Source organism: Paenibacillus sp. NPDC058071 (assembly GCF_042885235.1).
In the GTDB taxonomy this organism is placed as follows: Bacteria; Bacillota; Bacilli; order Paenibacillales; family Paenibacillaceae; genus Pristimantibacillus.
Map to the genome: position 1 here is coordinate 20098 of NZ_JBHVSK010000017.1, position 26389 is coordinate 46486.

Consider the following 26389-nt stretch of genomic DNA (forward strand, 5'->3'; position numbering starts at 1 on the left):
AGGAAACGCTCCTTTTCGACAAAATTCGCGCAAGTTCTTGTATAATTTCCATTATACTGAAATATGTAGGACAAGTATACTAACATCTTCATTAATGAATCTTAAGTCCTATGCAAACGGTCTTATTCTCGCCAATATTCATACTAGTTTTGGGAGGAATTTCAATGCCGAATATTTGGACTCACCTCATCTTCGGACAAATCACACTGGACAATCTCAGAGAATGGGACCTTATAACTTCCGACAAGACTCGACAATTATTCAATATGGGCTGCCAGGGGCCGGATTTTCTATTCTATCATCGCTTTCTCCCTTGGCAAAAAAAGTCGGCTCTGAACGAACTCGGCTCGGAAATACATACCAAGCATTGCGGCCCGGTCATCATGAGCATGCTCGATTACGCCAAAAACCGATTGCATACGGAAGGCGATGGCGAGTCTACCGTCGTCTACGCAATCGGCTTTTTACTGCACCATATTCTAGATCGTCATATGCATCCTTTCGTGTACAGCCGCTCCGGCTTTTATAAATACGATCATCAGCGATACGAAATTATGATGGATTCCGTTCTCGCCTATAAACTAAGAGAGATCGAAACGTGGAAAACGCCGGCTTGGCGGGAAATTACGATCAACGGCAGGTTCCCCAAAAGCGTCGTAGACTGCTTCGAGGAAATTGCCGGCCGCTATTATCCCGTTCTCGCTTCCAGGATCAGACGAGAGGACTGGGATAGCGCTTTGAGGGATATGCTCAAAGCCCAACGGCTGTTTCACGACCCGACAGGCGTCAAACGAATTGTCGCCTTCGGACAGATCGAACCCTTCGTCTATCGCCGTGCTGTTCCATACGACATATGGAACGAGAGCTTGCATCCATGGATCGATCCTACCGATAAAGATATCGTCCACCACGATAGCGGCTGGATGTTGTGGGACCATGCCCTTGCCGACGCCATAACAGTAACGCGATCAGTCTTCAACTGGCTGCGCTGCGAGGATCCTGATGAGAATGAGCGATTAAGAGCGGAAACGGAAACGCTGATCGGCAACTTCTCTTATGACAGCGGTTTACCATGCGAATCCGGCTTGCCCATCCGTTACGCCGAACCGATCTGGCCCGATGAAAGCAGCATCGAACGGCCCAATCCGTTCGATGCTCTGCCCTAGCCCTTTACGATATTGCGCGGCTGTTCGATTTGCGATATTGCAACCTAACCAGCCGCAGCTTCTCGTACAAAACCTCGACTTGCTTCTCCTTCACGCTCTCGCTGCCATACACCTGTTGAAGCACAGGCTTCAAGTACCGGTCCCCCTCTTGCGCAAAGGCGAGCAAAATTTGCTCGTGCTCCGGCTGCGGCATGCTGGCCAGTTCTCTTGCAACCATCCCTTCGAAATCATACCCCTCCTTATCTAGCTGCTCGATACGGTCCATTAGCTCTCTTCGCGACAGCTCGAGCTCGGATTGAAGCTGCTCCAGCGAGCCGCCATCCGATGCAAAAGCCAATATACGCTTCTTTTGCCGCAGACGTTGCAATTCCTGGCCGTACTTCGACTCCTTCTGTTTAAACAACCAGCCTGTAAATACGGACGGTTCCAACTCCTCCGCTACCCAGTGCAGAGGGAAACCTCGCGTCTGCTCGGCCGAAGCTGTTATTTCCAGCAGCTGCTCGCCATATGCGGCATGTTTGTTCTCTCCCCATCCTGGGATTTGCAGCAACTCCTCTGGCGTTTGCGGGACAAAGGCGCTGATCATCCATAGCATTCGATTCGTTGCAACCAGATAAGAAGACTTCTTCTCGGCAGCCGCGGCCGCCCTCCGCCAACTGCGCAACGTCTCAAACAGCTCCTTGTTTGCATGCAACTCGCCGTAGCATTGCAGCATCTGCTGCATGCCGCCCTCGGCATTCTTCCTCTCGTCAAGCATGCCGTCGATAACGGGCTTATAGCCCTCCCCCATCTTAACGGCTATGCCATGGCGAAAGGCCAGCATCAGCTCCTCCCAGGAAGTGCCTTCGAACCAGTTGTCCGCTTCGTTTACTCCGTCCGACCAGACGATCGACCAGACGCCGTCCCGCTCGCAAATGGCCAGCTGTGCGCTGTTCGTCTCACCGCCGAGCTGCAGCTTATCGAAGGTATTCAGAAATACATGACGCATGCACAATCACTCCTCTTTCCTATTCGATAATTAGCAAATGATCGGATGAACAACAAAAAAAAGCACCTCCCCTGCCATACTGGCAAGAGAGGTGCTTCCTCATACGTCCGCTCATTTGATTACTTACATGCTAGCATAACGTTTCCTTTATTACAAGCGTTTTGTTAGTGTATAATGGGTCGAAACCAATAGAGTGGAGGCTTTGCCGCATGCTGCTGCCTGATTATGATTTTATGTCCGATACGACGGAGGAGACGACGACACGCTTTGTTACGTTTATTGCGCCGAGCGTAAAGCGTTTCGACCTCGCCATTACGAATACGAACCGTTTCTATGGAAAAAAACTGATTGCCGATCTGCAGAGCGGCAGGACGGCTATCATCGGTCCCGACGATCTCGAGCAGGAAGGCTACTTGGAGCATACGTTCAGCATTACGGAAGAAGAGGCCGCCGAGCTTGCCCAATTTTTATATTTTGTGGTCGGGACTGTGAATTTTACCGATTAATCGGGGCAAACTGAGAAAGGGCGGGCCGTTTGGCCGGCGACCATACTTGCGGAGGCGATACCCTCATGGATAAATACTCGGAACTATCGACAGTAGAGTCTCAACGGAATGAGCTCGTGCCGGAAGAATTTCCGGAAGGTCCGGCCGGTTCCAGCCTTTCCTCGGATACGCTTGGCAAAAGCGGGCCGTGGCAGGACGGGCAAAAGCGGATTAAAAGGTTTTCATATGAGAACCGCTCGTTGCATGACGGGTTGCTGCGAGACTATCCCGGCGACGACGATGATCTCTCTTTACCCGACGCTATGGATGAACCGTAAGCCGACTTCTATAAAATGAAAAAATCGCCGTTCGGCCTTCGGGGCTGAACGGCGATTTTTGTTTTACCATTTCGGATTGTTGGAAAAGACGAGCGCATTGCTGATGTCGCGGCCCGGCTTTAATTTTACGCCGCCCCCGGCATAGATGCCCGAGGAAGCCCCGCCGTCCATATTCATCGCCTGATAAGCGCCAAGGCCTAGCATAATCTGACCCCATTGATTGATTGTCGCTCCAGAAACGGCGGCAAGAATGATCGTGCCGTCTTTCTTGACAGCGATACCGCTTCTCGCTCCTCCGGCGGTCAATATTTTCGGACTGCTGAATCCTTCCTTCGCAGGCGCCACGGCGAGCTTGCCATTCTTTACGAGACGCGGTCCAGCCCCTACAGCCGTGTGTACGTCGCTCCAATCGATCGAATTGCCAGCAGCATCCGTATAGGATACATTGTAATGGACCTTCGATCCAACTTTAAACCGGTTAGCCAGCTTCTCTTCCGAGCCTGTAAATACAAGCACATAGCCGTCCTTCGGAATCGCTGTGTTGGCATTACCGCCGTTCTTCGTCACGACCCCGTTGCGGATCGTAACCGCTTTGCCGTAGCTGAAGCCTACATTAGCTCCCCGCTTCGGCGTGAACAGCACTGCCGAGGCCGCACCTTTCGTCGGCGTACGGTTGATGAAATAAGCATACCAGTTGTTGGGATGCTTATCCGAGCCGTTGATGCCGCCCCTTATGTTAACGCGCAGCGTGTCCATAACGACGCTTCCGTCCCATTTGAATCCAATGCTCGTACCGGTATTGCCGATGTGCTCCACAACGCCGTCACTGATGATCGTGCCATATGGATCGGGGACGCCGCCGTACGCCTCGAAGTATGTTGCATTAATGGCTGCGTCGGCGCGATACGACTCGGCAACCTCCTGCAACTGCTTAACGGCTCCTACTCTTCTTCCTGCAAGCCCGACCGTCACCGGCATGCCTTTCGGTATAGTTACCGTCTGTACGGAATAGGATTTGCCGTTTACCGATACTTTTTTGACCGCATAAACCGGTTTATAGCTTGCAGTCGTCGCTTTGACCGTAACGGGAATTTTCAAGCTGCCTGTATTGCCCGCCTCCGCAGCATGCACCCAGATGTTCGTCTTGCCAGGAGCGACAGGGATGACCAGCCCTTCACTCGTTACCCGCGCAATAGCCTGATTGCCGGACTCGTATCGGACCGGCGTTGGCTCCGAAAGCGTGAGCCCTTCCGCAAGACGAAGACGCTTGTCCATTGTAATCGCGATGTCGGCTGTACGGTAAGACATGAAGACTTCGCTGGCCGCTGCGGCCACCTGCTCCGTACCGATGATACCGGCTCCGACTCCGGCTCCCGTGCCCGATGCCGACAGCAAAATAACCGCTGTCCCAGTCAGCACGCTCTTTCTCCAGCTCCAGCTTTTGAGCCGTTCTCTACCTCTAATCAAAACCCATTAACCCCTTTCACAGCCTAGACACGGATGAATAATAAATTCTTACTTCTCCTTTATCGGCAGTCGATTCTGCTTTTTGAACCTCTGCCATGCTGCTCTGCCAATTCTTGAGAAGAACATTCGTATCTTGCGCATGTTTTAAGGGCGCCGGATTAAAAACTGCCCCAATACTTCTCCACTCGGAAAAATTCAATCTATATTGAGGAAATAATCAAATCCGCTTGCTAGCTGAATAGTGAACTTTGTATCGCTTTGCGTCTTTGAACTAACAGTAGTGTCAGAGGAGTATCTGCTAATTGGCTGCATTCGACCCTCTTGGTCACGAAAATAGAACAATTTATAACGCGATTCCTCCATCCTTTTGCTTTCGCCGTCAAAGTAGAGTTCCAATTCCACTCCACGATTCTTACTTTTGGGATAAGGAAAAGCTTCTGTTCTCTTATAATATTCTATTATTTCGTCTCTTGGCAGAGACGAGCTCAGCTCCATAATGGCCACTACATTCCAATATCCGCCGCTCCCGCCGCCATCGAGAAAGTTCTTTCCGTTAAACTGATGTTTAGCTATCAACGTTGTATGTGGAGGAAGCGGATACTCGAACAGGTTGCTAGCAAACTTTTCTGATACCCTTTCATTGCTTGTGCTTAATTGGAAAATGACGAATACAACGACGCAAATGCTGAGCACAATTGTTCCAATCCGCAAACTTCTTTTCATAACTAGCACTCCACTCCATTGTCCTGTGTCTAACACTGAAATTTCACAAAAGTCGGTCAAGCCACACCAACCTGACTTCTTGTCATTTATACACTACCAAGACATAAAGAAGCTGGAATGACTACCTTTACCCATGTCACTAATTAGGAAGGGAATATCCTAGCACCAAGCAAAACACTGCACTGTAAAGAACTGCTAGAAACAAATAAGGAGAGACAGCCGATGTCTCCCCCTTCTGTTATTTAATTAGTTTATTTACTGTGATCAACAGTTCATCCAAAACCTCACGATCACCTTCTTCAATCCGTTCAATAACACAACTTTTTAAATGATGTTCCAGCAGTTGTTTCCCCAGTCCATTAAGAGATGCTTGGATCGAAGAGATTTGATGTAGCACATCATCACAATACGTATCTCGCTCGATCATTCCCTTCACCCCGCGCACTTGCCCTTCGATACGATTCAGTCTTTGAAACATATTGTTTTTTGTTTTTTCGGAATGATGACTCTTCCGCTCTGTAGAGGATGTATGGTCGCATGAGGCGGTCTCATGGTTGGTATCACTCATTGGAATCAGCTCCTTATTAATTAAATTTAACATCCCCCCTCCCCCTATGTAAAGGGGAAACCAGAACGATGGAGAGTGATTCTGAGCTTATCTCCCACGAACCCAAAAAAACAGATACGAGGATGGCCATTGACAAGTACATCACATGTAAAAAAGGTGCAGTTCCTCAATAAAATTGAGAGGCTGTACCTTTTATCGCTAATAATTATGTCATTATGGAGAGCTGTCTACCGGCGAGCATTCACCGGACAGTCAACTTATGCTTTCTTCAACAAACCGCTTATTTCATTGAGATTTTCCGCGAAGCCGACGAACACCTTATCGCCGATCACAATCGTCGGGACAACTTGTTTTCCGGTCAGGTTCCAGACTTCTTCTGGATACTTAGGATCTTCTTCGCAGTTTAAATCCGTATAAGGGATCTCATTCTCTTTGAAGTAGCGTTTGGCAAAATTACAATCGCTGCAGGTCGGGATTGTATAGATTTTTACTGGTACTTCCATGTTGGATACACCCCTACTTATCAATTATTTTATGCCACAACCGTGACCTGTTCAAACGTGACCTTTCACGCATTTTAACGAATCACTTGATATCGACTACAAAAGGTACCGTGAAGACTTTTCCCTGATGTTGAAATTGCGTCCAAATTTTATAGATACTGCTTTTTGCGAAAGAGGTCTTAAATTCTGCCTTCGGACCAGTCGCCTTTTCGTCCACTGGATGAACATGGAGATATTGCTCTGCATCATCCGATAAAATAACGATATGGCCGACATATCCGGAAACGTTGCGTTGATTTTGAAATGTCCATTTCCATCGAACTCAGGGTGAGTATGATTAAAGTAAGAAAAATCATGTATTTTCATTTGCTTTTGTCGCTCCGGTTGCAAATGTAAATGAAGCTTTAAAATGACTTGATGCCTTTTCGCTACTACCATGACTACCATGACCACTGTGTCCGCCATGATTACCATGTGCACCATGACCGTTGTGACTATGACTGACTCCACCATTGCATGATTCTGCTCCAGGAAGCTCAACATTCTTTGACCGGATACCTTCCACAATCGCTTCCGCCGGCGGATGTTTTTTTGCCTACATTTTCATATTGCTGCTATGCCCGGGTGAAAGTTTGGCTTCCGGATCGATGTACACTTTGGCATTGTTAATGGCAGTCGGCGCTTCTCCGAAGCCAACGGCAATCAGCTTCAGCTTGCCTGGATAAGTCGAGATATCTCCGGCCGCGAAGATGCCGGGAATGTTCGTCTCCATCTTCGTATCGACAACGAGCGAACCGCCCTCGACGACAAGCCCCCACTCTCGGATCGGTCCCAGTGAACTAACAAAACCAAAATTGACGATAACCTCGTCCACATCGACCAGCGTCGTCGCTTGGGTCTTCAAGTCGGTCAGCTCAACCCGCTTGATGCGTTCCTCTCCATTAAGCGCCGTAATCTCGGTCGGCACGACAACGTTGACTTTAGATTGCATTAACATTTCGACGCTATGCTCATGAGCCCGGAATTTATCACGACGATGAACAAGCGTCACCCGCTCCGCGATCGGCTCAAGCATCAGCGACCAATCCAGCGCGGAATCACCACCCCCGCTAATGAGCACTTTCTTGCCGCGGAATCGCTCTAGATCGCTAACGAAGTAATGTAGATTCGAATTCTCGAAACGCATCGCTTCCGGCAGTTCCAACCTGCGCGGCTCGAAGGCACCGACACCAGCAGTGATGATGACGGCTTTCGCTTGGTGAATAGCGCGATCCGTGACGATCTCAAACGACCGTTCACCGAGCTTGCGCACAGCCAGCACCTTCTCCTCCAGTCTGACGTCGGTTCGGAACAACTCCATCTGCTTCTTTAAATGATCGACAAGCTCCTGGGCTTTCACTTTAGGGAAGCCGGCTACGTCGTAGATATTCTTCTCCGGATACAAAGCGGCGAGTTGGCCGCCGAGCTGCGGCATACTTTCTATTAGCGTAACCGACATCTGTCTCATGCCGCCGTAGAAGGCGGCGAACATGCCAGCAGGGCCGCCTCCAATAATAGCTACGTCCGAGTTCGTGATAATATTGTCGTACATTCTTAAATACCCCCGAAACAATTCTTTCTTTATTTAGGCAAATGGCTTATCAGAAATCTTGATCGAATCGGTGGGGCAGCCGTCTAGCGCATCTTGCAATTCATCCCACAAACTTTCGTCGATCGCCGAGATCCCGCGATTGTCGTCTCCCTTGAATATGACGTGGGCCAAGCCTTCATCGTCGTATTCGAAAATATCGGGTGCCGCCGCTCCACATGCTCCGCATGCAATACAAGTGTCCTTGTCCACGCATGTATATTGGGCCATCTTATACGCTCCTTCGCGTTTTTCACCAGTATGATTTAACAAACCCGGCCGAAGCTCGACCGGGTTTTCTCTTTAAAGAGCTAATTTCAGTTAGATTTTCCACAAAGCCGATGAAATCGTATAAACGATATATTATACCAGAACGGAACTATATCCTTTTTTCTGAATGGCATCCTGAATCTCGGAAATTTGAACTTTGGCGTCGTCAAACCGAATATCTACCGTGCCCTGCTCAAAATTAACGCGACCTTCAGCGCCGATTGCACTAATCGCTCCTTCAATTCTCGGAACACAAGAACGGCAAGTCATGCCCTGAACTTGGACGGTTGCTTCTTGCATTGGTTTTCACCTCCTTTCAATGGCATCCTTTATCCTGCGATTTGTTGCAACTGCTCTAGCGAAATCCGATCCACAAATTTGTTGAACTTTTCTTTGCCTTTGGCATGTTCCTTATAATAATCAATGATGGCCGTAATGGCGGGAATGAGTTGTTCTTCCGTGACTCCCTCGCGAAGCAACTTGGCGAAGGAGGTTTTAAGCCCCCTCGATTCACCGCCAACATAAATATTAAACTTATCACGCATTTTGATAACTCCGATATCCTTAATGAGCGGCTCACTGGTACCTAACGCGCATCCGGCGTAGCCAATCTTAAGCGGTGTAGGTGTTTCAATGCCAGCTATTGCCTGATTCAAGGCTTTGGCCGTTTCAAGCCCCGCTTCTTCGGCACCTTTACAGAAATTGCAGGCGATTAAAGTCTTGGTTACAAACCCGGCAGGATTCACTTCAAGACCATTACGCTCAAGTTCTTCCTTGATGGCTTCCCGTCGTTCGATCGGCACTTCCGCATAGAGCTGTTTGAAGGTGGTCATTTCCACTTCCGCATCTGTGCCTACGATAGTGCCGATTTGGACAAGTTGGTTTGGTGTGAATAAGCTGCCGCCAAGTTGAATTGCTGGACTTATGGCAATTTTTACTTTTTCATCCACCATTATTCACTCCTTTATTCAAACTTAACGAATCACTTTATATCGACTACGAAAGGTACGGTGAAAACTTTTCCTTGGTGTTGAAATTGTCCCCAGATTTTATACATACCGCTTTTCGGGAAGGAAGTCATAAACTCGGCTTTCGGTCCGGTCGCCTTTTCCTCCACCGGATGGACATGGAGGTATTTCTCTGCGTCATTCGATAAAACAACGACGTGACCAACAGCGCCCAAATACTGCTCCAGGTTGCTGATCCCTTTCTTCGTTTGCGCATCTGTAATTTTAAACGTAAGCATGACTTCGTCTTGCGCCTTCGTACTGCTTAAGGTAAGCTCGACTTCTTTGCCATCAACAACTTTTACAAGCTTTTCGTCTGCTTTGACAGCTTCATGCGCTTTTTCTTCCCCCTCCACCTTCACCCATTCACTAAGCGTATTGCTCAAGCCGCCCTTTGGAACAAAATCAGCAAAAAGTTTATAATCCCCGCCTCCGGGAAACGATGTATCAATGGAAAAATTGCCGTTTCCGTCAAACTCAGGGTGAATGTGATTAAAGTAAGAAAAATCATGATTGACAATGATGAGATGCATTAATTTCTCATGACTTAATTCAAAATCTTTGACCAAATTGCCTTGGGAATCGGCGATTTGAATGTCCATTTTTGATTTTTCGTTTGCTTTTGCTGTCCCTGACGCGAATGAAAATGATGCCTTGAAGCTGTCTGCTGGTTGTTCACTAGCACCGTGTCCACCGTGCTCTCCATGTCCTGTACTTGTTGCTGAATTTTCTTGATTCTGATTGGTACCGCCATGACTTGAATGTTCGTCTTCATTGGAGGCTCCACAGGCTGACAATACACCGAAGACTATCACACCTGTTAAAAGTAGCACGAGTTTTCTCTTCATATGAACGTTCTCTCCTTCTCATAATCCTCTGTTAGAGTCTTACTTTCACCCTTTGCAAACGAAGCGCGTTGAGGACAACAGAGACCGAGCTCAGTGCCATCGCTGCACCGGCAACCCACGGCGCCAGCAAGCCGATCGCAGCAATCGGAATGCCTAACGTGTTATAACCAAGCGCCCAAAACAGGTTTTGCTTAATATTAGTCATCGTTTTACGACTCATGAAAATCGCATCGGGAATGCTTGACAAGTCGCCGCGCATCAAGGTGACATCTGCCGCTTCCATCGCCACGTCTGTCCCTGTGCCTATTGCCATGCCAATGTCTGCCGTTGCGAGGGCTGGCGCATCGTTGATGCCGTCCCCGACCATCGCGACTTTTTTGCCTTGCGCTTGCAGTTTTTTCACTTCTTCAGCTTTTCCTTCAGGCAGAACTTCAGCACGTACATGGTCGATACCGACTTGGGCCGCGATTGCCTTCGCCGTCCGTTCATTGTCGCCTGTGATCATGATGACTTGAATGCCCATCTCTTTCAGACGACTTACAGCTGCCTTCGATGTTTCCTTAATCGTATCCGCCACCGCAACCATACCTGCATACCGGTTATCCATCGCAACCAGCATGGCGGTCTTGCCTGCCTCTTCCAAACGGGACATCGGTTCGTATGCCGCCTTCGCATCGACTTCGTACTTTTCCATCAATCGGCGTGTACCGACAAGCAGCTCGCGACCTTCTACGACAGCCTTGATGCCGAATCCCGGAATCGCTTCGAAAGACTCTGTTCTCGGCAGCTCAATATTTCTTGCCTGGATACCCACAACGATCGCTTCTGCAAGCGGATGTTCCGAATTTTTCTCCGCCGCGCCGACCAGTCTGAGGAATTCCGACTCGTTACCTTCGGCTAAAACATCTGTCAATTCCGGCTTGCCTTTCGTTACCGTGCCGGTTTTGTCGAGAATGATCGCATCGATCTTATGCGTCTGCTCCAGATGCTCGCCGCCCTTGAACAAAATGCCGAGTTCCGCCGCCCGTCCAGATCCCGCCATAATCGACGTCGGGGTTGCCAATCCAAGCGCACATGGGCAAGCAATGACGAGAATGGCGATTGCTTTCTCCAAAGCGCCTGCAAAATCGCCGGGGGTGACGAAGAAATACCACACCAGGAAAGCCACAACTGCTATACCCACGACAATCGGAACAAATATGCCGGAGATGATATCCGCTACCCGCTGAATCGGCGCTTTGGAGCCTTGCGCTTCTTCCACGACCTTAATAATTTGCGCAAGCGCCGTTTCTTTGCCAACTTTCGTTGCTTTAATCCGAAGCATGCCGTTCTTGTTGATCGTGGCTCCGATAACCGCATCACCGGCTCTTTTCTCCACAGGAAGACTTTCGCCTGTAAGCATCGATTCGTCTACCGACGACACACCCTCAATCACTTCTCCATCCACCGGCACTTTATCTCCCGGACGGACAAGCACAACATCCCCTGTAATAACTTCATCGATCGGAATCGTTAACTCTTCCCCATCGCGAATGACCAAAGCCGTTTTCGCTTGCAGCCCCATTAACGATTTAATCGCTTCGGAGGTCCGGCCTTTCGCGTTTGCTTCGAACAGTTTCCCCATAATGACGAGCGTAATCAGAACCGCACTTGTCTCGAAGTACAAGGAAGGTCCATGATGCATGCTGTCACCCATTGCGAACCAATCGAGGGTCAAGTACAGGCTGTATAAATAAGCAGCCGAGGTTCCAAGTGCAATCAGCACGTCCATATTCGCACTGCGATTGCGCAGCGCCTTATATGCGCCTACATAAAATTGTCCACCAATATAAAATTGCACCGGAGTGGCCAAAATGAGTTGAATCCAAGGATTCATCAGGAAATCCGGCATGTACATCCATGAGGTAAACGAAAAGTGAGCCACCATTGTCCATAAAAGCGGTAAGGAGAAAATCGCCGAAATGAGTAATTTCCGTTTCTGCCGACGTATTTCATTCAGGCGATGGTCGCCTGTTTTTTGATTTTCCTGCTTGACCGTGGCCTTATAGCCAAGTTTTTTGACTTTGCTTTGCATATCCTCGATCGAGACTTCACCGGTTGAATACTCGACGCGAGCCGTTTCCATCGCAAAGTTTACAGTGGCGCTTGTCACCCCCGGCATCTTGCTGAGTCCCTTTTCGATTTTGTTGGCGCATGCAGCGCACGTCATGCCTTCGAGGTTAAATTGCGCAACTTCCTTTACCGTACCGTACCCGAGCTTTTTAATAGTTTCTTCCAGATTCTTTCGATCCAGTTTTGCTGGATCGTAGGTTACGTTGGCTTTTTCCAGAGCAAAATTGACGTTGGCTGAGGAGACACCCTCCATTTTATTCAGGCCCTTCTCAATTCGATTTGCGCACGCGGCGCAAGTCATACCCGTAATTTGCAACGTTGATTGCTTTGTCTGAGCAGCTGTAGCTTTCACAATATTTCTCTCCCTTGTCGTTGATTGACTTACACCACTTCGTAACCCTGATCTTCGATGGTTTCCTTAATCAGCTCGATAGAAATTTGATTTTCATCGAACGACACTTCCACCGAGTTGTTCTTCAGATCGACCTTTCCTTTTGCCCCGATTTCTTTAAGCGCTCCCTCAATGGAGTTGACACAGTGTTGGCAGCTCATACCTTCAACTTGCAGTGTGATGTTTTTCATTTTTCCTCATCCCTTCGCATCACTAAAATGGTTAATGTTCGCAGCATTTCATCCGCGATCGTATTATTATTCTTTAAGCCTGTGTTAGCCGCGTATGCTTTCAGGTGATGCGACATGAGCACAACCCCAACTGCATTCAATGCAGAATGGACAGCCTCAAGCTGGTTGAAGATTTTATCACAATATTCATCTCGCTCCACTTGTCTTTGTACCCCGCGAACTTGCCCTTCAATTCGATTCAATCTCATCTGGATGGAGACCCGCTCCTTCGGAGCCATGTAACTTGATTTTTGATTTTCAGGAAATGATGCCATCGATTCCATCGTATCCATTTCCATCGATCACCTCGTTGATTATAAGTAGTATACCCCACTACCCTATTTTAAGTCAATATTTTTTTACAGTACCCCCTCTACCTATATTTTATCTCGAAGAAAAAGCAGCATAAGCTGCCTGAACTTATTTTATTAACTTGTTCATGGTAACCATAAGCTCTGTTAACACTTCGGAATCCCCTTCCTGGATCCGCTCGATAACACAGCTTTTCAGATGATACTCCAATAACAGCTTTCCAACTCCATTCAAAGCAGATTGTACCGAGGAGATTTGGTTCAATACATCATCGCAATACGTATCTTTTTCAATTAGCCCTTTTATACCGCGTACTTGCCCCTCAATCCGATTCAATCGACTTATTAAGCTGTTTTTCACTTTATCCGAATGATGACTTTTTCGTCCATTTCCGTTAATCGAGCAGCAACTCAAATCATTTTCGCCTTCATGCTCATGTATTTCTGTATCCTTGTTCATATGATTCGCCTCCTCGATTTATTATACTATACCCCCATACCCTATTCAATATACATTCGAAATTGGAATTGCGATGAAGTCGACGATTACATATTGATCCATCGTTACAGGCAAATTTACGGGATCAAAGTAATAAATCATTATGCAAAACAATAGCCTCCTATAGATTCACCAGCAACTGCTTCAGCTTCATCAACACTACTCTATTATAATTGGCTTTTACCCATCTATTTGATTGATTGTTGAAAAGAAAAAGCAGCTTGTAGGCTGCCTTATTTTTGATAATCTATACACCCATCCCCTATACAATAAGATTCGTTTGTAGGGGGGGGTGGGAAGAATTATTCAACGGAAGTCTCCAGCCAAACCATTCGTTTGGCCGGAGACCTATCGTGATCACATTACTGTTGGACCGCTTGACTCCCCTTGCTTGGGCGAACGGATAAAAAGTAATGCCAGAACAGCTCCCACAAAGGCCACTATACCGGACCAAAAAAATACTTGATGAAATCCGTCATTCAAAGCTGCTACTGAATCTGCTCCTCCTTGAGAAGCTGTTGTGGAAGCAGCGATCGCAACCATAATGGCCAAACTAATTGCCGAGCCGATCTGGTAACTGGTATTGGCCAGGCCGGATGCCAGGCCCGCCTCTTCCGGTTTCGCCCCTGACATGGCTGCCATCGTTGCCGGGACATAGGCAAGAGACATGCCCAGCGCCCCCAATAACGATGCCGGGAGAATGTTCGCAACGAAAGTACCGTCTACAGGAGTATTTCCCGAGAACCACAACATTCCCGCTCCAAGAGCGATCAAGCCGGTCACTAAGTTGGCTTTCATACCAAACTTCCCGATCAATTTGCCTGCAATGAACATCATGACAATCGCAATCAGTATCGTCATCGGAAGCAAAGCAACTCCACCGGCAAAGGCGGAAAATTTCAAAACTTGTTGCATGTACAGGTTGAGGAAATACCAAAGTGGAATCCATCCTCCAGAGAGCATGAGGAGCGCGATATTTCCGGCAGCCAGGTTTGGCGCTCTAAATATTCGGAGCGGCACTAGAGGTTCTTTTTTAACAGCCTGAAGGATAAGAAAGAGAATGAACAAAACCGCCCCCAAAATGATGGTCCATAGAGTGGACGGCGATCCCCATCCATTATTTTCTGCAGTTACAATGCCGTATACAACCAATATTAGAGCGGCTGTGACGAAGATGGAGCCCACGACATCAATGCTTCCTTTTCTGCGCTGCCCTTTCGACAATAGGGACGGAGCTAATAATAAGGCCAGAATACCGACTGGAACATTGATTAGAAACGTCCATGCCCAACTCAGCCATTCGGTAATCACTCCTCCAAGAAACACGCCGGCAGATCCTCCCGCCGCTGCTGAAGCGCCCCAGAATCCAAGAGCCTTGCCGAGTTCCTTCGGGTTTCCGCTGAATAACATCATGACAATCGTCAACGCCGATGGAGCAATTAGTGCGGAACCAAACCCTTGCAATGCGCGGCCAACATTAAGCGCCACATCACTCCATGCCAAGCCTGCAAGCAAGGAGGCTAAGGATAGGATGGTGAAACCCCACATGAAGATGTTTCGTTGACCAAATAGATCGGATAATCGGCCGCCTAGCAGCAGCAAGCCGCCAAAGAAAATGACATATGCATTAAATACCCACTGCAAGTTTTCCTGCGAATATCCAAGTGCTTCTTTAATGGCCGGTAATGCTACCCCAATAATCGAGGTATCCATAATGACTATAAAATTTGCAAGGCAAAGCAAGGCCAATGCTTTCCAACGCTTAGGATCGGGTTGCGATAAAGCCTGTGATTGCGTAGACATATTTAATCCTCCACCTGAACAGAATTATCCGAAGAACGCCTCCCAGTGATTACCTCGTGACGGCCGTCTAAAACGAGGGGCCGGAATGCTATATTTCCCCGAGTTCGGTTTCATTATAGTATAGCCCCCTACCCTATTGTCAAGATTAATTTTTCCGTAACCGAACTATTAACCATCATCGATATCAATGGGGACTAAAAAAGATGACTCCTGTACAGTACAGGAATCATCTCTTAAGTGCGGCCTAATACTCTTTTTTCAATCTGTCCTTGACAGAGGGTCCAATTTACGCTCGATGACGAACACTCTCTCTCTTATTCAAATCTCTCACTCGACTACCCGATCATCTTCAACAACGACGACAGCCGATACTTCTCCAGCATCGGTTCCGCTTCTACAACCGGCACATCCCAAAGGCACTCCTCAAGGCTGCAAGCGATCGGCACCTCGATGTTAATGGTCGCTAGCTCGCGGGATAAATGAAGCATATCCAGATCGGCTTCAATCTTTGCCTTCACGCTAGCGGGCAGAGCCGCAAGATTGGCGAGAATACCGTCAATCGTCTCATACTCCGTCAGCAGCTTCAGCGCCGTTTTCTCCCCAATGCCTTTAACGCCCGGATAATTATCGCTCGTATCGCCGGTCAAGCCCTTCATTTCGATCACTTGAAGCGGCGTGATGCCCTTCTCTTCCTTCAGCGTATCCAAATCATAAACAGCGTAATTGGAGCGGCCTTTCTTCATAATAACGACATGAATGCGTTCTTCGACGAGTTGCAGCATATCTTGATCACCCGTCAAAATATAAACCTGCGCCGTATCGCTAAGCCGCTTGGACAGCGTGCCGATGCAGTCGTCGGCTTCATAGCCAGCCAGACCTACATTCGGAATGCCGAGCGCGGCGGAAACATCCTTCACAAGCGAAAATTGCGGCACCAAATCTTCCGGAGCGTTTGGCCGGTTCGATTTATAACCGTCGTACATCTCCGACCGAAACGTCTGGCTGCCCATATCCCAGCAGCAGACGACATGGCTCGGTTCGAAACGGTTCACCGCGTCGAACAAATATTGCAAAAAGCCGTATACCGCATTGGTCGGCGTCCCGTCGGCCGTCCGTCTCGGGCTGTAAGACTGCGCGTAAAACGCCCGGAACAGCAGCGCCATCCCGTCCACGATCAATACTTTTGTTTCCGTCATTGTTTGTTTCCCCTCTCCAAACGGCTACTTGCCGTCTGCGGCTTCCCATTCGCCGCGTATAAATCGTCCGATGCGTCTCGCCGCTTCCCGCAATCGTTCTTCTTCCTCGACGAGTGCGATCCGAACGTAGCCCTCGCCTTCCGATCCAAACGCTTCCCCAGGGATAACGACGACACCTGCGCGGGCGAGCATTTCCTGGGAAATTCGTCTAGAGTTCCAGCCCTCTGGATGCTCTCTGCGCATATCGGGCAGCGGCGCCCAAAGGAACATTGTCGCCTTCGGATTCTCGATATGCCAGCCTTCTGCACGCAGCGCCTCCACGAATACGTCGCGTCTTTTCTCGTAAAGTGCTCCCGCTTTCGGAGGAGCATCGTCAGCCATCGCCTGCTGCAGCGCGGCAACACCGGCTTCCTGCACGGCGAGAAACACGCCGTAATCGATATTGCCTTTCAACTCGCAAAGAGCGCCTACCGCCTCCCGGTTGCCAGCGAGAAACGCAATGCGGCCACCCGCCAGATTAAAGCTTTTCGAAAGCGAGTGAAACTCCACCGCGCTATCTATAGCCCCCGGCACCTCCAGAATGCTTGGAGGAACAATGTCATCGAACGCCATTTCCGAATAAGCCGAATCATGTACAACGAGCACGCCATGCCGGCGCGCTTTCTCAAGCAATCGTTCGAAGAATGCGAGATCTGCGACGGCAGAAAGCGGATTGTTCGGGTAATTTAGCAAAATAAATGTTGCTTGGTCCCATTGCTCGTCCGGCAACTCGTCAAGATCTGGTAAATAGTTATTTTCCGCCTTGAGCGGCAAAAACACCGGCTCGACGCCAGCCAAAGCAAGTGAAGCAGCATAGATCGGATAACCCGGGTCGGGAACGATTGCTTTGTCACCCGGATTGCAAATCGCCATCGCGAGATGCGCCAGGCCATCCTGCGAGCCCATTAGCGATACGAGCTCAGCGGATGCATCCAATTGCACGCCGAAACGATGCTGCATCCAATTCGCCGCTTCCTCCCGAAACGCGGCGCTGCCATGCGTTCCCGGATAAGCGTAAATGTCCTCTCGCAGCGCCGCCTCGCTTAACGCCTGCCGAACAGCCTCCGTCGGCGGCTTGTCGGGGCTGCCGATCCCCAAATCAATCACGTCGAGGCCGGATTCCAGCGCCTCTCGCTTCCACTCGGCCACCTCCGCGAAGATGGACGAGCCCAGCTTAGACAAACGTTCGGAACGCCACGGCCTCTTTCTCATCGGCGCGCTCATCCGTTCCATTGCTGCTCGTACTGCTCTTCTTTGTAACCCACGGTTACCCGTGCACCGTCAGTTACGATAGGCCGCTTAATCAGCATTCCGTTTGATGCAAGCAAGGCGAGCTGCTCGTCTTCCGTCATCGCCGCCAGCTTATCCTTTAATCCGAGACTTTTATAAACGTCGCCCGATGTGTTGAAAAACTTTTTCAGCTCCAGGCCGCTGTTCTTCACCAGCTGCTTTAATTGCTCAGCCGTTGGCGTCTCTTCGACGATATGCTTCAGCTCCAACTCGTTGCCCTTCGCCTGCAGCGATTTCACCGCCGTACGGCAAGTGCCGCATTTCGGATATTGATAGATGGTCAATTTGCTCATCATCGATTCTCCCTTTCCTTACGCAACCCGTTTGATGGCTGCTTCCCCAAAGAAATGACAGCTGTCTATCTTGCTACTCTGCTTATGTTAAATGATAAATTAGTTCAACCGGTTCAGCACATCTTCCAGCCGGACGAGCTCCGGCGGCAAAGACGCGTTCCACTCCATCCATTGCTTCGTTATCGGATGGACGAAGCCAAGCGTCTCGGCGTGCAGCGCCTGTCGGCCGGACGCTTCCTCCCATTCCGCGACGCCGCCGTCAGTTGGACCGTACATGCCGTCGCCGATAAGCGGACAGCCGATATGGCGCATATGCACCCTGATCTGGTGCGTTCTGCCCGTTTCCAGCTTCAGCTTGACCATCGAAGCTCCGCCAGCGGCCGACGCATATCTTGCTCCGACTTCATAATGAGTGACGGACGGATAGCCCTCTGCCGTTACAATACGAATATGCGGCGCGTCCGGGTCACGGTCGATCGGTTCATCGACCGTCCCTTTGTCCAGCAGCGGCCAGCCATACGTATAAGCGCGGTATAGCTTCTTGACTGTCCCCGCCTGCAGCTGTTCGGACAGCTGCTGGTGTACATAAGGCGTCTTCGCGATCGCGACTAGACCAGACGTGTCCTCGTCCAGCCGATGAATCGGCCGGAAACGAACGCGCCAGCCCTGCTCCTTCCAATGATGGACAACCCCGTTCGCCAGCGTTCCTGTATAATGGCCATGCGTCGGATGAACAACGATGCCCGCCGGCTTGTTCACAATGAGCAAGTCGTCGTCCTCAAAAACGATATCCAGCGGTATCGGCTCTGGTAAAATATCGTCCGACGATTCCTTCTCCATTCGGATCGTGAGCTCGTCTCCCGCACGCACTAACGCAGACGTATAAGCCCGCTGCCCGTTCAGCGTAATGCCAAGCTCCGTCAGCTTCAGCCTCGACTGCAGCGTGCGGGATACGCCAAGCCTGCGCTCCAGCACGGTGCGCACCTGCTTTCCGTCGTCTTCCTGCGCGACCTGTACGGTCAGCGGTTTATAATAATCGGAAATATTAGATGTCATTCCTTCTCCCGTTTGCGGAACACTTCCGCACTTCTTTCATATTCAATATCGGACTCGCCGAGGAGCGCGTTGGCTGCTCTTGCCGCCGCAAAGAAATAATCCGACAACCGGTTCAAATAGGTCAGTGTCTCCGGATTGACCGGATGCTCGGCGGCAAGCGTCACAACGCGCCGTTCCGCCCTGCGGCATATGGTGCGGCAGACGTGCAGCTGCGCCGACAATGCGCTGCCGCCCGGCAAAATAAAGCGCGTAATTTCCGGCGCTTGCCCACTCGCGCGGTCGATCTCTGCTTCCAACCGGGCAGATGCTTCTGCCGTTACTTTCAGCGGCGCTCCAGGGCGGGCGTAAGCCAGATCCGAGCCGCAATCGAATAGCTCGTGCTGTATGCGTATCAGAAGCTCCGCCATATCGCGCAAAGGCTCATGCTTTGCGGCCTCCGCCGCCGCGATGCCTACAAACGAGTTCAACTCGTCGATGGTGCCATAGGCCTCAACGCGAATATCGTCCTTGCTCACACGTCCGCCGATAAGCGACGTCTGTCCCTTATCGCCCGTTCTCGTATATAAATTCATCTTTCGAATCAGGCTCCTTCCACACGATTAACTGTTATCAATATACCATAAAACCGCTGCCAGGCGGGCGCAAAAAGGCAATCCGCCCCGCTGCGGCACGTAACAAAAAAAGGCAGTCCGGGCGTTAACCCGGCCTGCCTCCGTCATACCACGAAGCGTTAGCCCTGCTTCAATTTGTGCACAAAGCTGCCGATCCGGTCCAGCGCTTCCGTCAGCTGCGCGACTGAAGTGGCGTACGAGCAGCGAAGATGTCCTTCGCCCCCAAGACCGAAGACATCCCCCGGAACGGCCGCTACGCCCGCTTCTTCAAGCAGCCGCTGAGCGAATTGCTCCGAAGTGAGGCCTGTGGATTGAATGGAAGGGAAAGCGTAAAACGCTCCTTCCGGCTCATGGCATTCGAGTCCGATATCTCGGAACCCTTTGACGACAAGCCGCCGGCGTTGGTTATACGACTCAATCATCCGGTCCTTTTCTTCCAACCCATGCTCGGACAGAGCTTCCAAGGCCGCGTATTGTCCCATGATCGGAGCGCACATCACCGTATACTGATGAATTTTCAGCATTGCCCCGATTAAATCACTATGTCCGCATGCATAGCCCATCCGCCAGCCAGTCATTGCGAATGCCTTCGAGAAGCCGCTGACAAGAATCGTCCGCTCCTTCATCCCCGGAACAGCCGCAAAGCTGACATGCTTCGTGCCGTAAGTAAGCTCCGCATAAATTTCGTCCGAAATAACGATTAAATCATTCTCTTCAACGATCTTCGCAATCGGCAGCCAGTCCTCATAAGTCATAATGCCGCCCGTCGGATTGCTTGGATAGCAAAGGATAAGTACTTTGGAGCGCGGTGTTATCGCCGCTTTCAGCTGTTCCGCTTTCAATTTGAAGTTGTCTTTGGCAAACGTCTCGATGCCGACTGGCACGCCGCCGCTAAGCGAAGTAATCGGCGAGTACGAAATATAACAAGGCTCTGGAATCAGAATTTCGTCTCCTGGCGTAATAAGCGCGCGCAGCGCCAGATCGATTGCCTCGCTGCCGCCCACCGTCACCAATACTTCATTGGCCGGGTCGTAGTCGACATTAAAGCTGCCCGACAAATAACGAGCGATCGCATCCCGCAGCTCAGGCATTCCCGCATTCGATGTATATTGCGTTTTACCAGTCTCCAAGGAGTAAACAGCCGCTTCGCGGACATGCCAAGGCGTAACGAAATCAGGCTCGCCTACGCCAAGCGTAATAACGTCCTTGCGCGTGCTGACCAGATCGAAAAAACGCCGGATCCCGGACGGTTTAATTCCTTGGGCCAGAGGAGACAGATATTGTGCCATCGCCTTGCGTTCAACCGAAGCGGACGTTGCTGTAACTTTATCTTTAATCATAGCCATCACCCTCTTACGGCGAAATAATCAAACGATGGTCGCCTTCATGCTCCTCGAAGATAATTCCGTCTTGTTTGTATTTTTTCAGAATAAAATTGGTTTTTGTCGAAAGCACTTTATCGATTGGAGAAAGCTTGTTAGAGACAAAGGAAGCGACTTCCTTCAAGTTTTTCCCTTCGATTTCGACCAGCAGGTCGTATGCGCCCGACATCAAATAAACCGATTTCACTTCCGGATATAAGTAAATGCGTTCGGCGATTCCTTCGAAACCGCGGCCGCGCTCCGGCGTAATTTGCACTTCGATCAACGCCGTCACTTTCTCTTCGTCCACCTTGCTCCAGTTGACGACAGTGGCGTATTTGACGATGATATGCTCGTTTTCAAGCTCGGCAATCGCTTGCTTCACATCCTCTACGGGACGGTCAAGCATCGTCGCGATCAATTCGGCGTCCCGCCTCGCGTCTTCCTTAAGCAGTTCCAGCACTTTCAACTGTAATTCATTCATCGTCTTGCTCCTTCCAACATGCCTGTGGTTGTAAGCCTCAAGCGCAAACGAAGCGCTGGGCCGACCACGGCTCCGCAACGTTTGGCGTTAAAAAATATTTTACAACGAATTGAAATTTCCTGCAAAGAAAAAAACAAAAAGACCCCGCGAGGGGGTCTTTAGCTGTAGTAAGGCTGGTGAGATTGATGCGATTGCTGCTGTTGATTATAGGATTGGTAAGCTCCGAAGTTCTGCTGCTGTTGTTGTTGATTGGAGCCATGAAGCTTCTGCTGAAGCCAGCCGGACGTCTTTTGCTGCGTCTGCTGATACTCCTTGAGCTGCTTATCGATTTCCTGGCGCAGCGCGGGTGAAGCGGTGCTGTACATATTTTGCGCCTGCATGACGTTGAATAGATCGCCTTGCATTTTCAACGTGCTGTTCAGCAGGTTAGTGAACATTTGCCGCACAGACGGGCAGACAGATTCGGTAGCCGCAGTGGCGTATTCCCTTACGACGCGCTTCAGATCGGACAGCACCGTATAGGCCAGATCCTCATCCTGCAGCGGTTGTTGCTGTTGTTGTTGTTGATACATCATTCAAGCACTCCTTGTCTTGTATTATTGCTGAGGTTGCGTAGGAGCCAGCTGTTGATGCTGCTGAAAGCAGCTGAGCAGCGTGTTGTACTGCTGCTGATGGGTATGCAGCATTTGTTGGGCAATCTGCTTGAGCGCTGTATTCGTTGCCGACGAAGCCATCAGAGCGTTTTGCTTGAGCAGCAAATCCTCGTTGGACAAGGAATCGGCCACGTATTCCAGTTCTTTAGCGGTAATTGGCTGTAACATGACTCTCGAGTTGCCTCCTTCTCGGACTTTGATATGCGAACCATTCGTATTATGGGCTGCAACCTCTGTTTTTATGTAGATTCCTGAAATTGCGACTTATGTTCGCCCGAATGTGTGACCTCACAATGAACGACAATGGAGACAGCCTTCTCATTAGGCTCCCAAGGCCCATCCTTGGTAAGCGTCTTCCACTTGCCGTAATGGTATCGGTAAAGATGATGCTCTAGCTGATAAAGATCTGCCCCTAATCGAAATCCATTGGCAAGCGTCTTCTGCATCTCTTCTTTAATATGCTCCTCCACCTTTTTCTCCACCTTGCTCCTCGAGAAGCCTTTGCCTGATTCGATAATATGTACCTTCACATTCCCCTTTAGCTCGATAATCGGCTCATTGCCCGACCATCTGACCTTGGTGTCGAGATCCGAATTCTGAATAACGATGGTCGCTCGTTTCCCCTCCTCCAGTTCGATGGTGAACGCGGATCGATGGAAATCCTCTGTTTTCCACACGAGACCAGAAACTTGACTTTTTGACAAAAAGCCAATGTAATTGTCGCGTTTGAACAAGAAAACGCCGTCCAGTGTAACAAGATTCATCGATTTCTTCTTGGCCTTCCAATCCATATCGTTCACTTTAATGCTCGGTAGCAAGGATACCATGCCTGGCTCGAACGCCTCGCGGACTAGCTGCTGCATGGTGTACGGACGAATAGACGAATTGTCGCGATTGCTTACTTCCGGGGAATAGAGCACGCTGTTGAGCGGGGTGGAATTGTAAAAGACATCCATGTCCAGAAGATTCTCCATCTTATCTTTTGTACCGAAAATATTCGCGGTATAACGGGTTGCTCTCATTCGGTTAAGGCCGTCAATAATTGTCCTTATATGGGAGAACGCCCGTTCATGGACAACAACCGTTTTCAAATGATCCATGCTCAGCTTATATTGCGACGTATTCATTAGATTGAAATAGGCTTGCAACGGCGTTTCTCCTGTTTTTTTGCCTACATAAAGAGGTGTGCCGCTACCGGAGCCTGAAGATTCCTTCTTGGCTACGGAGCCGAACTCAATTAATTGGGCATGAATTTCAAATTGTCCGTCGACATAATCCACGCCAAGCGCCGTAATATAGCTCACCTGCTGCAAGTTTTGCTCGTCCCAGCAGCCGCTTGCGAAAACTAACAGCGTCAACGCAACGATCAACTTGGAGAGCTTGCTAACAAAGCCCATCGTGTTGTCAGTCCCCTTTGTCTTTACGTTTCCATGGCTGCTTCACTAACGCCGGAATCAGCTCTCTCCAGCGCAGCGGGCCGATGGGAGCCATATAAGGCATACCGAACGACTCCAACGAGCATATATAGATCAGAATGGCAAAGACGGAAACAAAGAAACCGAATATGCCAAACAGCGAAGACAATATAAGAACAAAGTAGCGAAGCAGACTCACCGTCCCAACGAGTGACTGGTTCACAAGCGTAAATGTGCCTACCGCCGTAACGGCGGCCGCTACCAGCATCGTCGGCGAAGTTAATCCCGCTCTAATTGCTGCATCGCCTACGATTAATCCGCCGACAACCGTCACCGTCTGACCTACTGCCCGCGGCAATCTGACGCCCGCCTCGCGAAATAACTCAAACATCGTCAGCATTAAAAACATTTCCATCGTGGCCGAAAGCGGCAGCCCGATCCGGGAGATCGACACGGTCGCCAACAGACTATATGGAATTTGATCCGTATTGTAAGCCGACAACGATACCCAGAAGCCCGGCATGCATAAGGCGATAACGAAGCCGACGATGCGAAGCAGCCGTTCAAGCGAAACGAAATAGTAGGGCAAATGCAAGTCCTCCGGCGACTTGATCAACAGCAGCAAGTTAGCCGGAGCGATAATGGCTGTAGGCGAGCCATCCGGGAGAAAAACAATTTTGCCTTTGATTAAAGCCTTGACTGTATAATCCGGGCGGCCAATATATTCCACAAGCGGGAACAGCGAGCGAGGCCGGTCCGAAAGCAGGTCTTCCAGCTGCGAAGCCCCATGAAGGACATCGATCCGAATGGCTTTCAGCCTTCTCCTTGCCTCTTCTATCAACGACTGGCTAGCTACACCGCTCATATACATCACCGCTACCTCGGTACGCGATTCTTCGCCGATCTGCCATATTTCACAGCGAAGCTTCGGCGAACGCAGCCGATGGCGAATTAATGCGATGTTGACCCCTAGCCTCTCGACAAAGCCGTCGCGCGGACCTTTAAGAGATAGCTCCATGACGGATTCTTCCGGCTGTCTGCCGGGGATATTTGACATATCGAATTGAAACAGAAGGCCCGTTTCAGCTTCGATCACGATCACGCCTCCGGAAAACAAAGCTGTGTACAGAGTGTTTTCACCCTCCTCTGACTCCAGCCTAAGCTTGCTCCCCAGCATACCCGACGTCCAGGTCGACTCTTCCTTCGCTTCCTCCCCTCCTCTTTTGTCCAGCCATTTGCCCAGCTTGTCTAAATCTGGGAGCAGCGTCAGGGACGCGGTCTGCATATCAACGAGTCCGCTGCAAAATATAACGCGAAATAGGCGTCTTGTTTCCTCAGTTCCCAAATCCATCATCACAATATCGTCAGACTTCTCCAGCTCGGAAATGATGCGATACAGCTTGCTGCTCTCAACCTTCCAAGCCGCTGTCTTCTTCATGGCGCTTCCCCCTTTCTTCTCCGCGAGCAATCGATCCCGTCCGCCTGTAGCTCAGCAGCCATACCATTAGTAAAATGATCAAAAACACGATCCAAGCAAAAGCAAAATAGATTTTAATAACGTTTATGTACAGAAACATATTGTTCAGCATGAAATAAGATACACCGACAAGAGCCACTATAATCGCCGAATGTCCAATCCATTGACGCTTTAGCTTACGGATAGGCGTGTATTCGCAAAATAAATACAGACTCATAGAGATGCGGATAAATGCTCCGGAAAGCCATTGATAGACAGCGAAAAAATCAACATGCTCGAAGTAGTTTCCGATCTTCACTAGTCTCCATTGGGCATAGGCTGGATATCGTATGGCCGCGGCTTCCACCGGACCGAATTCGGATAGCGCCCCAATGGTCGGTCCGAGCGTCAAGCCCATTAGAACGATAACGAGCAGTGAAAGATGCCATTTTTTAAACGTTTTTCGCAAATGGTGCTGAATCATCAACAGAAAGGTTAGTTCCATAAAGGAGCTGATGCTGTAGGTGGCTCCCTGAACCAGCGGCTTAATGCCATTCTCCAGCATCGGCAGCAAATAGCGATAATCCTTGTCCGGCATATTGGCCGACATGACGAAATCGCCAAGCACAACGACTATAGGCAGCAGAATGCAAGCCATTAGAGCAATCGTTCTCAGTCCGCTTATAGCCCCAATTAAACAAAGGGCGGCGAAGATTGCGCAGACAACGATCGGCGGCGTTATCGGCAAGTAGGTCGATGAGGTCCAACCGATGACATCGACAAGCGTCGTAAAGGCGACGATCAGCAGCATAAGATTCAGGATCGTCAAGACAAGCCCAGAAAAGAAGGGCGACGACTTCTTGCTCAGCCATTGATCGAGCCGTTCTCCATTCATGCCGACAAGCGCGCGATGAAGAGGAAAGGCAACGATAGGCAACGCAATGATTAGAGCGCCCAGAATCGCAATCCAGGCGTCGCGTTTGGCAACTTGCAGCAGCAACGGGAGTACCATGACATGATTGAGCAGGCCTACAGACAATAGGATCATCATGACAACCGGCCATAGTCCAAATGGTTTAACAGTCATTCTCAAGGGAGAAGATCACATCCTTTCGTTCCAGCATTCCCCTCCGTTTCCGAAGTCATGCATTCCAGAACAACGTTAAAACGCCCGTTACGAAGCGCTAAAGGCGATCATA

General features: G+C 49.8%; 30 protein-coding genes and 1 pseudogene. 3 read left to right on the forward strand and 28 right to left on the reverse strand.

Going from position 1 to position 26389, the window contains the following annotated elements; genetic code table 11:
- The first annotated feature begins 164 nt into the window (after positions 1–164).
- Positions 165–1166, forward strand: a complete 1002-nt coding sequence (locus ACFVTB_RS22125; RefSeq protein WP_387754109.1) for a zinc dependent phospholipase C family protein — start codon at positions 165–167, stop codon at positions 1164–1166.
- Positions 1167–1170: 4 nt separating this feature from the next.
- Here the strand turns inward: ACFVTB_RS22125 and ACFVTB_RS22130 are convergent, their stop codons facing one another.
- Entirely contained in the window at positions 1171–2154 is a 984-nt protein-coding gene (locus ACFVTB_RS22130) for an HRDC domain-containing protein (protein ID WP_387754111.1), read from the reverse strand.
- A gap of 209 nt (positions 2155–2363) precedes the next feature.
- Here ACFVTB_RS22130 and ACFVTB_RS22135 point away from each other — a divergent pair, with 209 nt between their 5' ends.
- Together ACFVTB_RS22135 and ACFVTB_RS22140 are read left to right on the forward strand one after the other, a co-directional pair.
- Positions 2364–2660 carry a DUF3055 domain-containing protein gene (locus ACFVTB_RS22135; RefSeq protein ID WP_387754114.1) on the forward strand — a complete coding sequence of 99 codons (297 nt, stop codon included), beginning with the start codon at positions 2364–2366 and terminating at the stop codon, positions 2658–2660.
- A gap of 65 nt (positions 2661–2725) precedes the next feature.
- The gene (locus ACFVTB_RS22140) at positions 2726–2977 is read left to right on the forward strand and encodes a hypothetical protein (protein ID WP_387754116.1); all 252 of its coding nucleotides are present in this window, start codon (positions 2726–2728) and stop codon (positions 2975–2977) included.
- 63 nt (positions 2978–3040) lie between these two features.
- On the opposite strand, the gene ACFVTB_RS22145 is transcribed toward ACFVTB_RS22140, so the two are convergent.
- The 27 genes and pseudogenes from ACFVTB_RS22145 to ACFVTB_RS22280 form a co-directional block, all read right to left on the reverse strand.
- The gene (locus tag ACFVTB_RS22145; protein WP_387754119.1) at positions 3041–4444 is read right to left on the reverse strand and encodes a phosphodiester glycosidase family protein; all 1404 of its coding nucleotides are present in this window, start codon (positions 4442–4444) and stop codon (positions 3041–3043) included.
- 195 nt (positions 4445–4639) lie between these two features.
- Positions 4640–5167, reverse strand: a complete 528-nt coding sequence (locus tag ACFVTB_RS22150) for a hypothetical protein (RefSeq protein WP_387754122.1) — start codon at positions 5165–5167, stop codon at positions 4640–4642.
- Between the two features lie 238 nt (positions 5168–5405).
- The gene (locus tag ACFVTB_RS22155; RefSeq protein WP_387754345.1) at positions 5406–5735 is read right to left on the reverse strand and encodes a metal-sensitive transcriptional regulator; all 330 of its coding nucleotides are present in this window, start codon (positions 5733–5735) and stop codon (positions 5406–5408) included.
- Between the two features lie 257 nt (positions 5736–5992).
- A complete protein-coding gene (locus ACFVTB_RS22160) occupies positions 5993–6238 on the reverse strand; it encodes a glutaredoxin family protein (RefSeq protein ID WP_387754125.1) in 246 nt (81 codons plus the stop codon).
- Positions 6239–6320: 82 nt separating this feature from the next.
- A pseudogene (locus tag ACFVTB_RS22165) lies at positions 6321–6518 on the reverse strand (hypothetical protein); the annotation flags it as partial.
- A 315-nt stretch (positions 6519–6833) separates the two neighbouring features.
- Positions 6834–7829 carry an NAD(P)/FAD-dependent oxidoreductase gene (locus ACFVTB_RS22170; RefSeq protein ID WP_387754127.1) on the reverse strand — a complete coding sequence of 332 codons (996 nt, stop codon included), beginning with the start codon at positions 7827–7829 and terminating at the stop codon, positions 6834–6836.
- Between the two features lie 33 nt (positions 7830–7862).
- Positions 7863–8096 carry a ferredoxin gene (locus ACFVTB_RS22175; protein ID WP_387754129.1) on the reverse strand — a complete coding sequence of 78 codons (234 nt, stop codon included), beginning with the start codon at positions 8094–8096 and terminating at the stop codon, positions 7863–7865.
- Between the two features lie 132 nt (positions 8097–8228).
- Positions 8229–8435: a heavy-metal-associated domain-containing protein gene (locus tag ACFVTB_RS22180; protein WP_387754132.1), complete on the reverse strand. Its 207-nt coding sequence runs from the start codon at positions 8433–8435 to the stop codon at positions 8229–8231.
- Positions 8436–8464: 29 nt separating this feature from the next.
- Complete coding sequence (locus tag ACFVTB_RS22185; protein ID WP_387754134.1) at positions 8465–9088, reverse strand: nitrite reductase; 624 nt, start codon at positions 9086–9088, stop codon at positions 8465–8467.
- Positions 9089–9117: 29 nt separating this feature from the next.
- Positions 9118–9990, reverse strand: a complete 873-nt coding sequence (locus tag ACFVTB_RS22190; RefSeq protein WP_387754137.1) for a hypothetical protein — start codon at positions 9988–9990, stop codon at positions 9118–9120.
- A 31-nt stretch (positions 9991–10021) separates the two neighbouring features.
- A complete protein-coding gene (locus tag ACFVTB_RS22195) occupies positions 10022–12454 on the reverse strand; it encodes a heavy metal translocating P-type ATPase (RefSeq protein ID WP_387754140.1) in 2433 nt (810 codons plus the stop codon).
- 29 nt (positions 12455–12483) lie between these two features.
- Positions 12484–12684 (reverse strand): copper ion binding protein, encoded by a 201-nt coding sequence (locus ACFVTB_RS22200; protein ID WP_387754143.1) that lies wholly within the window; start codon positions 12682–12684, stop codon positions 12484–12486.
- Positions 12681–13022: a metal-sensitive transcriptional regulator gene (locus ACFVTB_RS22205; RefSeq protein ID WP_387754146.1), complete on the reverse strand. Its 342-nt coding sequence runs from the start codon at positions 13020–13022 to the stop codon at positions 12681–12683. Before ACFVTB_RS22205 ends, ACFVTB_RS22200 begins: the two co-directional genes overlap by 4 nt.
- Positions 13023–13143: 121 nt before the next feature.
- A complete protein-coding gene (locus tag ACFVTB_RS22210; protein WP_387754149.1) occupies positions 13144–13494 on the reverse strand; it encodes a metal-sensitive transcriptional regulator in 351 nt (116 codons plus the stop codon).
- Between the two features lie 396 nt (positions 13495–13890).
- A complete protein-coding gene (locus tag ACFVTB_RS22215) occupies positions 13891–15336 on the reverse strand; it encodes an MFS transporter (protein WP_387754151.1) in 1446 nt (481 codons plus the stop codon).
- Between the two features lie 335 nt (positions 15337–15671).
- Positions 15672–16532 (reverse strand): 5'-3' exonuclease, encoded by an 861-nt coding sequence (locus tag ACFVTB_RS22225; protein WP_387754153.1) that lies wholly within the window; start codon positions 16530–16532, stop codon positions 15672–15674.
- A gap of 24 nt (positions 16533–16556) precedes the next feature.
- Positions 16557–17783, reverse strand: coding sequence for an aminotransferase class I/II-fold pyridoxal phosphate-dependent enzyme (locus tag ACFVTB_RS22230; protein WP_387754155.1), 1227 nt, complete (start codon positions 17781–17783; stop codon positions 16557–16559).
- Between the two features lie 8 nt (positions 17784–17791).
- The gene (locus ACFVTB_RS22235; protein WP_387754347.1) at positions 17792–18154 is read right to left on the reverse strand and encodes an arsenate reductase family protein; all 363 of its coding nucleotides are present in this window, start codon (positions 18152–18154) and stop codon (positions 17792–17794) included.
- 99 nt (positions 18155–18253) lie between these two features.
- Positions 18254–19210, reverse strand: coding sequence for an RluA family pseudouridine synthase (locus ACFVTB_RS22240; RefSeq protein WP_387754159.1), 957 nt, complete (start codon positions 19208–19210; stop codon positions 18254–18256).
- Positions 19207–19782, reverse strand: a complete 576-nt coding sequence (locus tag ACFVTB_RS22245) for a cob(I)yrinic acid a,c-diamide adenosyltransferase (RefSeq protein ID WP_387754161.1) — start codon at positions 19780–19782, stop codon at positions 19207–19209. Before ACFVTB_RS22245 ends, ACFVTB_RS22240 begins: the two co-directional genes overlap by 4 nt.
- 158 nt (positions 19783–19940) lie before the next feature.
- On the reverse strand, positions 19941–21161 hold the full coding sequence (locus ACFVTB_RS22250) for an aminotransferase class I/II-fold pyridoxal phosphate-dependent enzyme (RefSeq protein ID WP_387754164.1): 1221 nt from the start codon (positions 21159–21161) through the stop codon (positions 19941–19943).
- 13 nt (positions 21162–21174) lie between these two features.
- A complete protein-coding gene (locus ACFVTB_RS22255; protein ID WP_387754167.1) occupies positions 21175–21666 on the reverse strand; it encodes an Lrp/AsnC family transcriptional regulator in 492 nt (163 codons plus the stop codon).
- 158 nt (positions 21667–21824) lie between these two features.
- Positions 21825–22238, reverse strand: coding sequence for a spore coat protein (locus tag ACFVTB_RS22260; protein WP_387754350.1), 414 nt, complete (start codon positions 22236–22238; stop codon positions 21825–21827).
- Between the two features lie 24 nt (positions 22239–22262).
- Positions 22263–22487, reverse strand: coding sequence for a hypothetical protein (locus tag ACFVTB_RS22265; RefSeq protein WP_387754170.1), 225 nt, complete (start codon positions 22485–22487; stop codon positions 22263–22265).
- 71 nt (positions 22488–22558) lie between these two features.
- Complete coding sequence (locus ACFVTB_RS22270) at positions 22559–23716, reverse strand: Ger(x)C family spore germination protein (protein WP_387754173.1); 1158 nt, start codon at positions 23714–23716, stop codon at positions 22559–22561.
- A 7-nt stretch (positions 23717–23723) separates the two neighbouring features.
- Positions 23724–25172, reverse strand: coding sequence for a spore germination protein (locus ACFVTB_RS22275; protein ID WP_387754176.1), 1449 nt, complete (start codon positions 25170–25172; stop codon positions 23724–23726).
- Positions 25144–26277, reverse strand: a complete 1134-nt coding sequence (locus ACFVTB_RS22280; RefSeq protein ID WP_387754353.1) for a GerAB/ArcD/ProY family transporter — start codon at positions 26275–26277, stop codon at positions 25144–25146. The genes ACFVTB_RS22275 and ACFVTB_RS22280 overlap by 29 nt, the downstream gene beginning before the upstream one ends.
- Positions 26278–26389 lie beyond the last annotated feature (112 nt).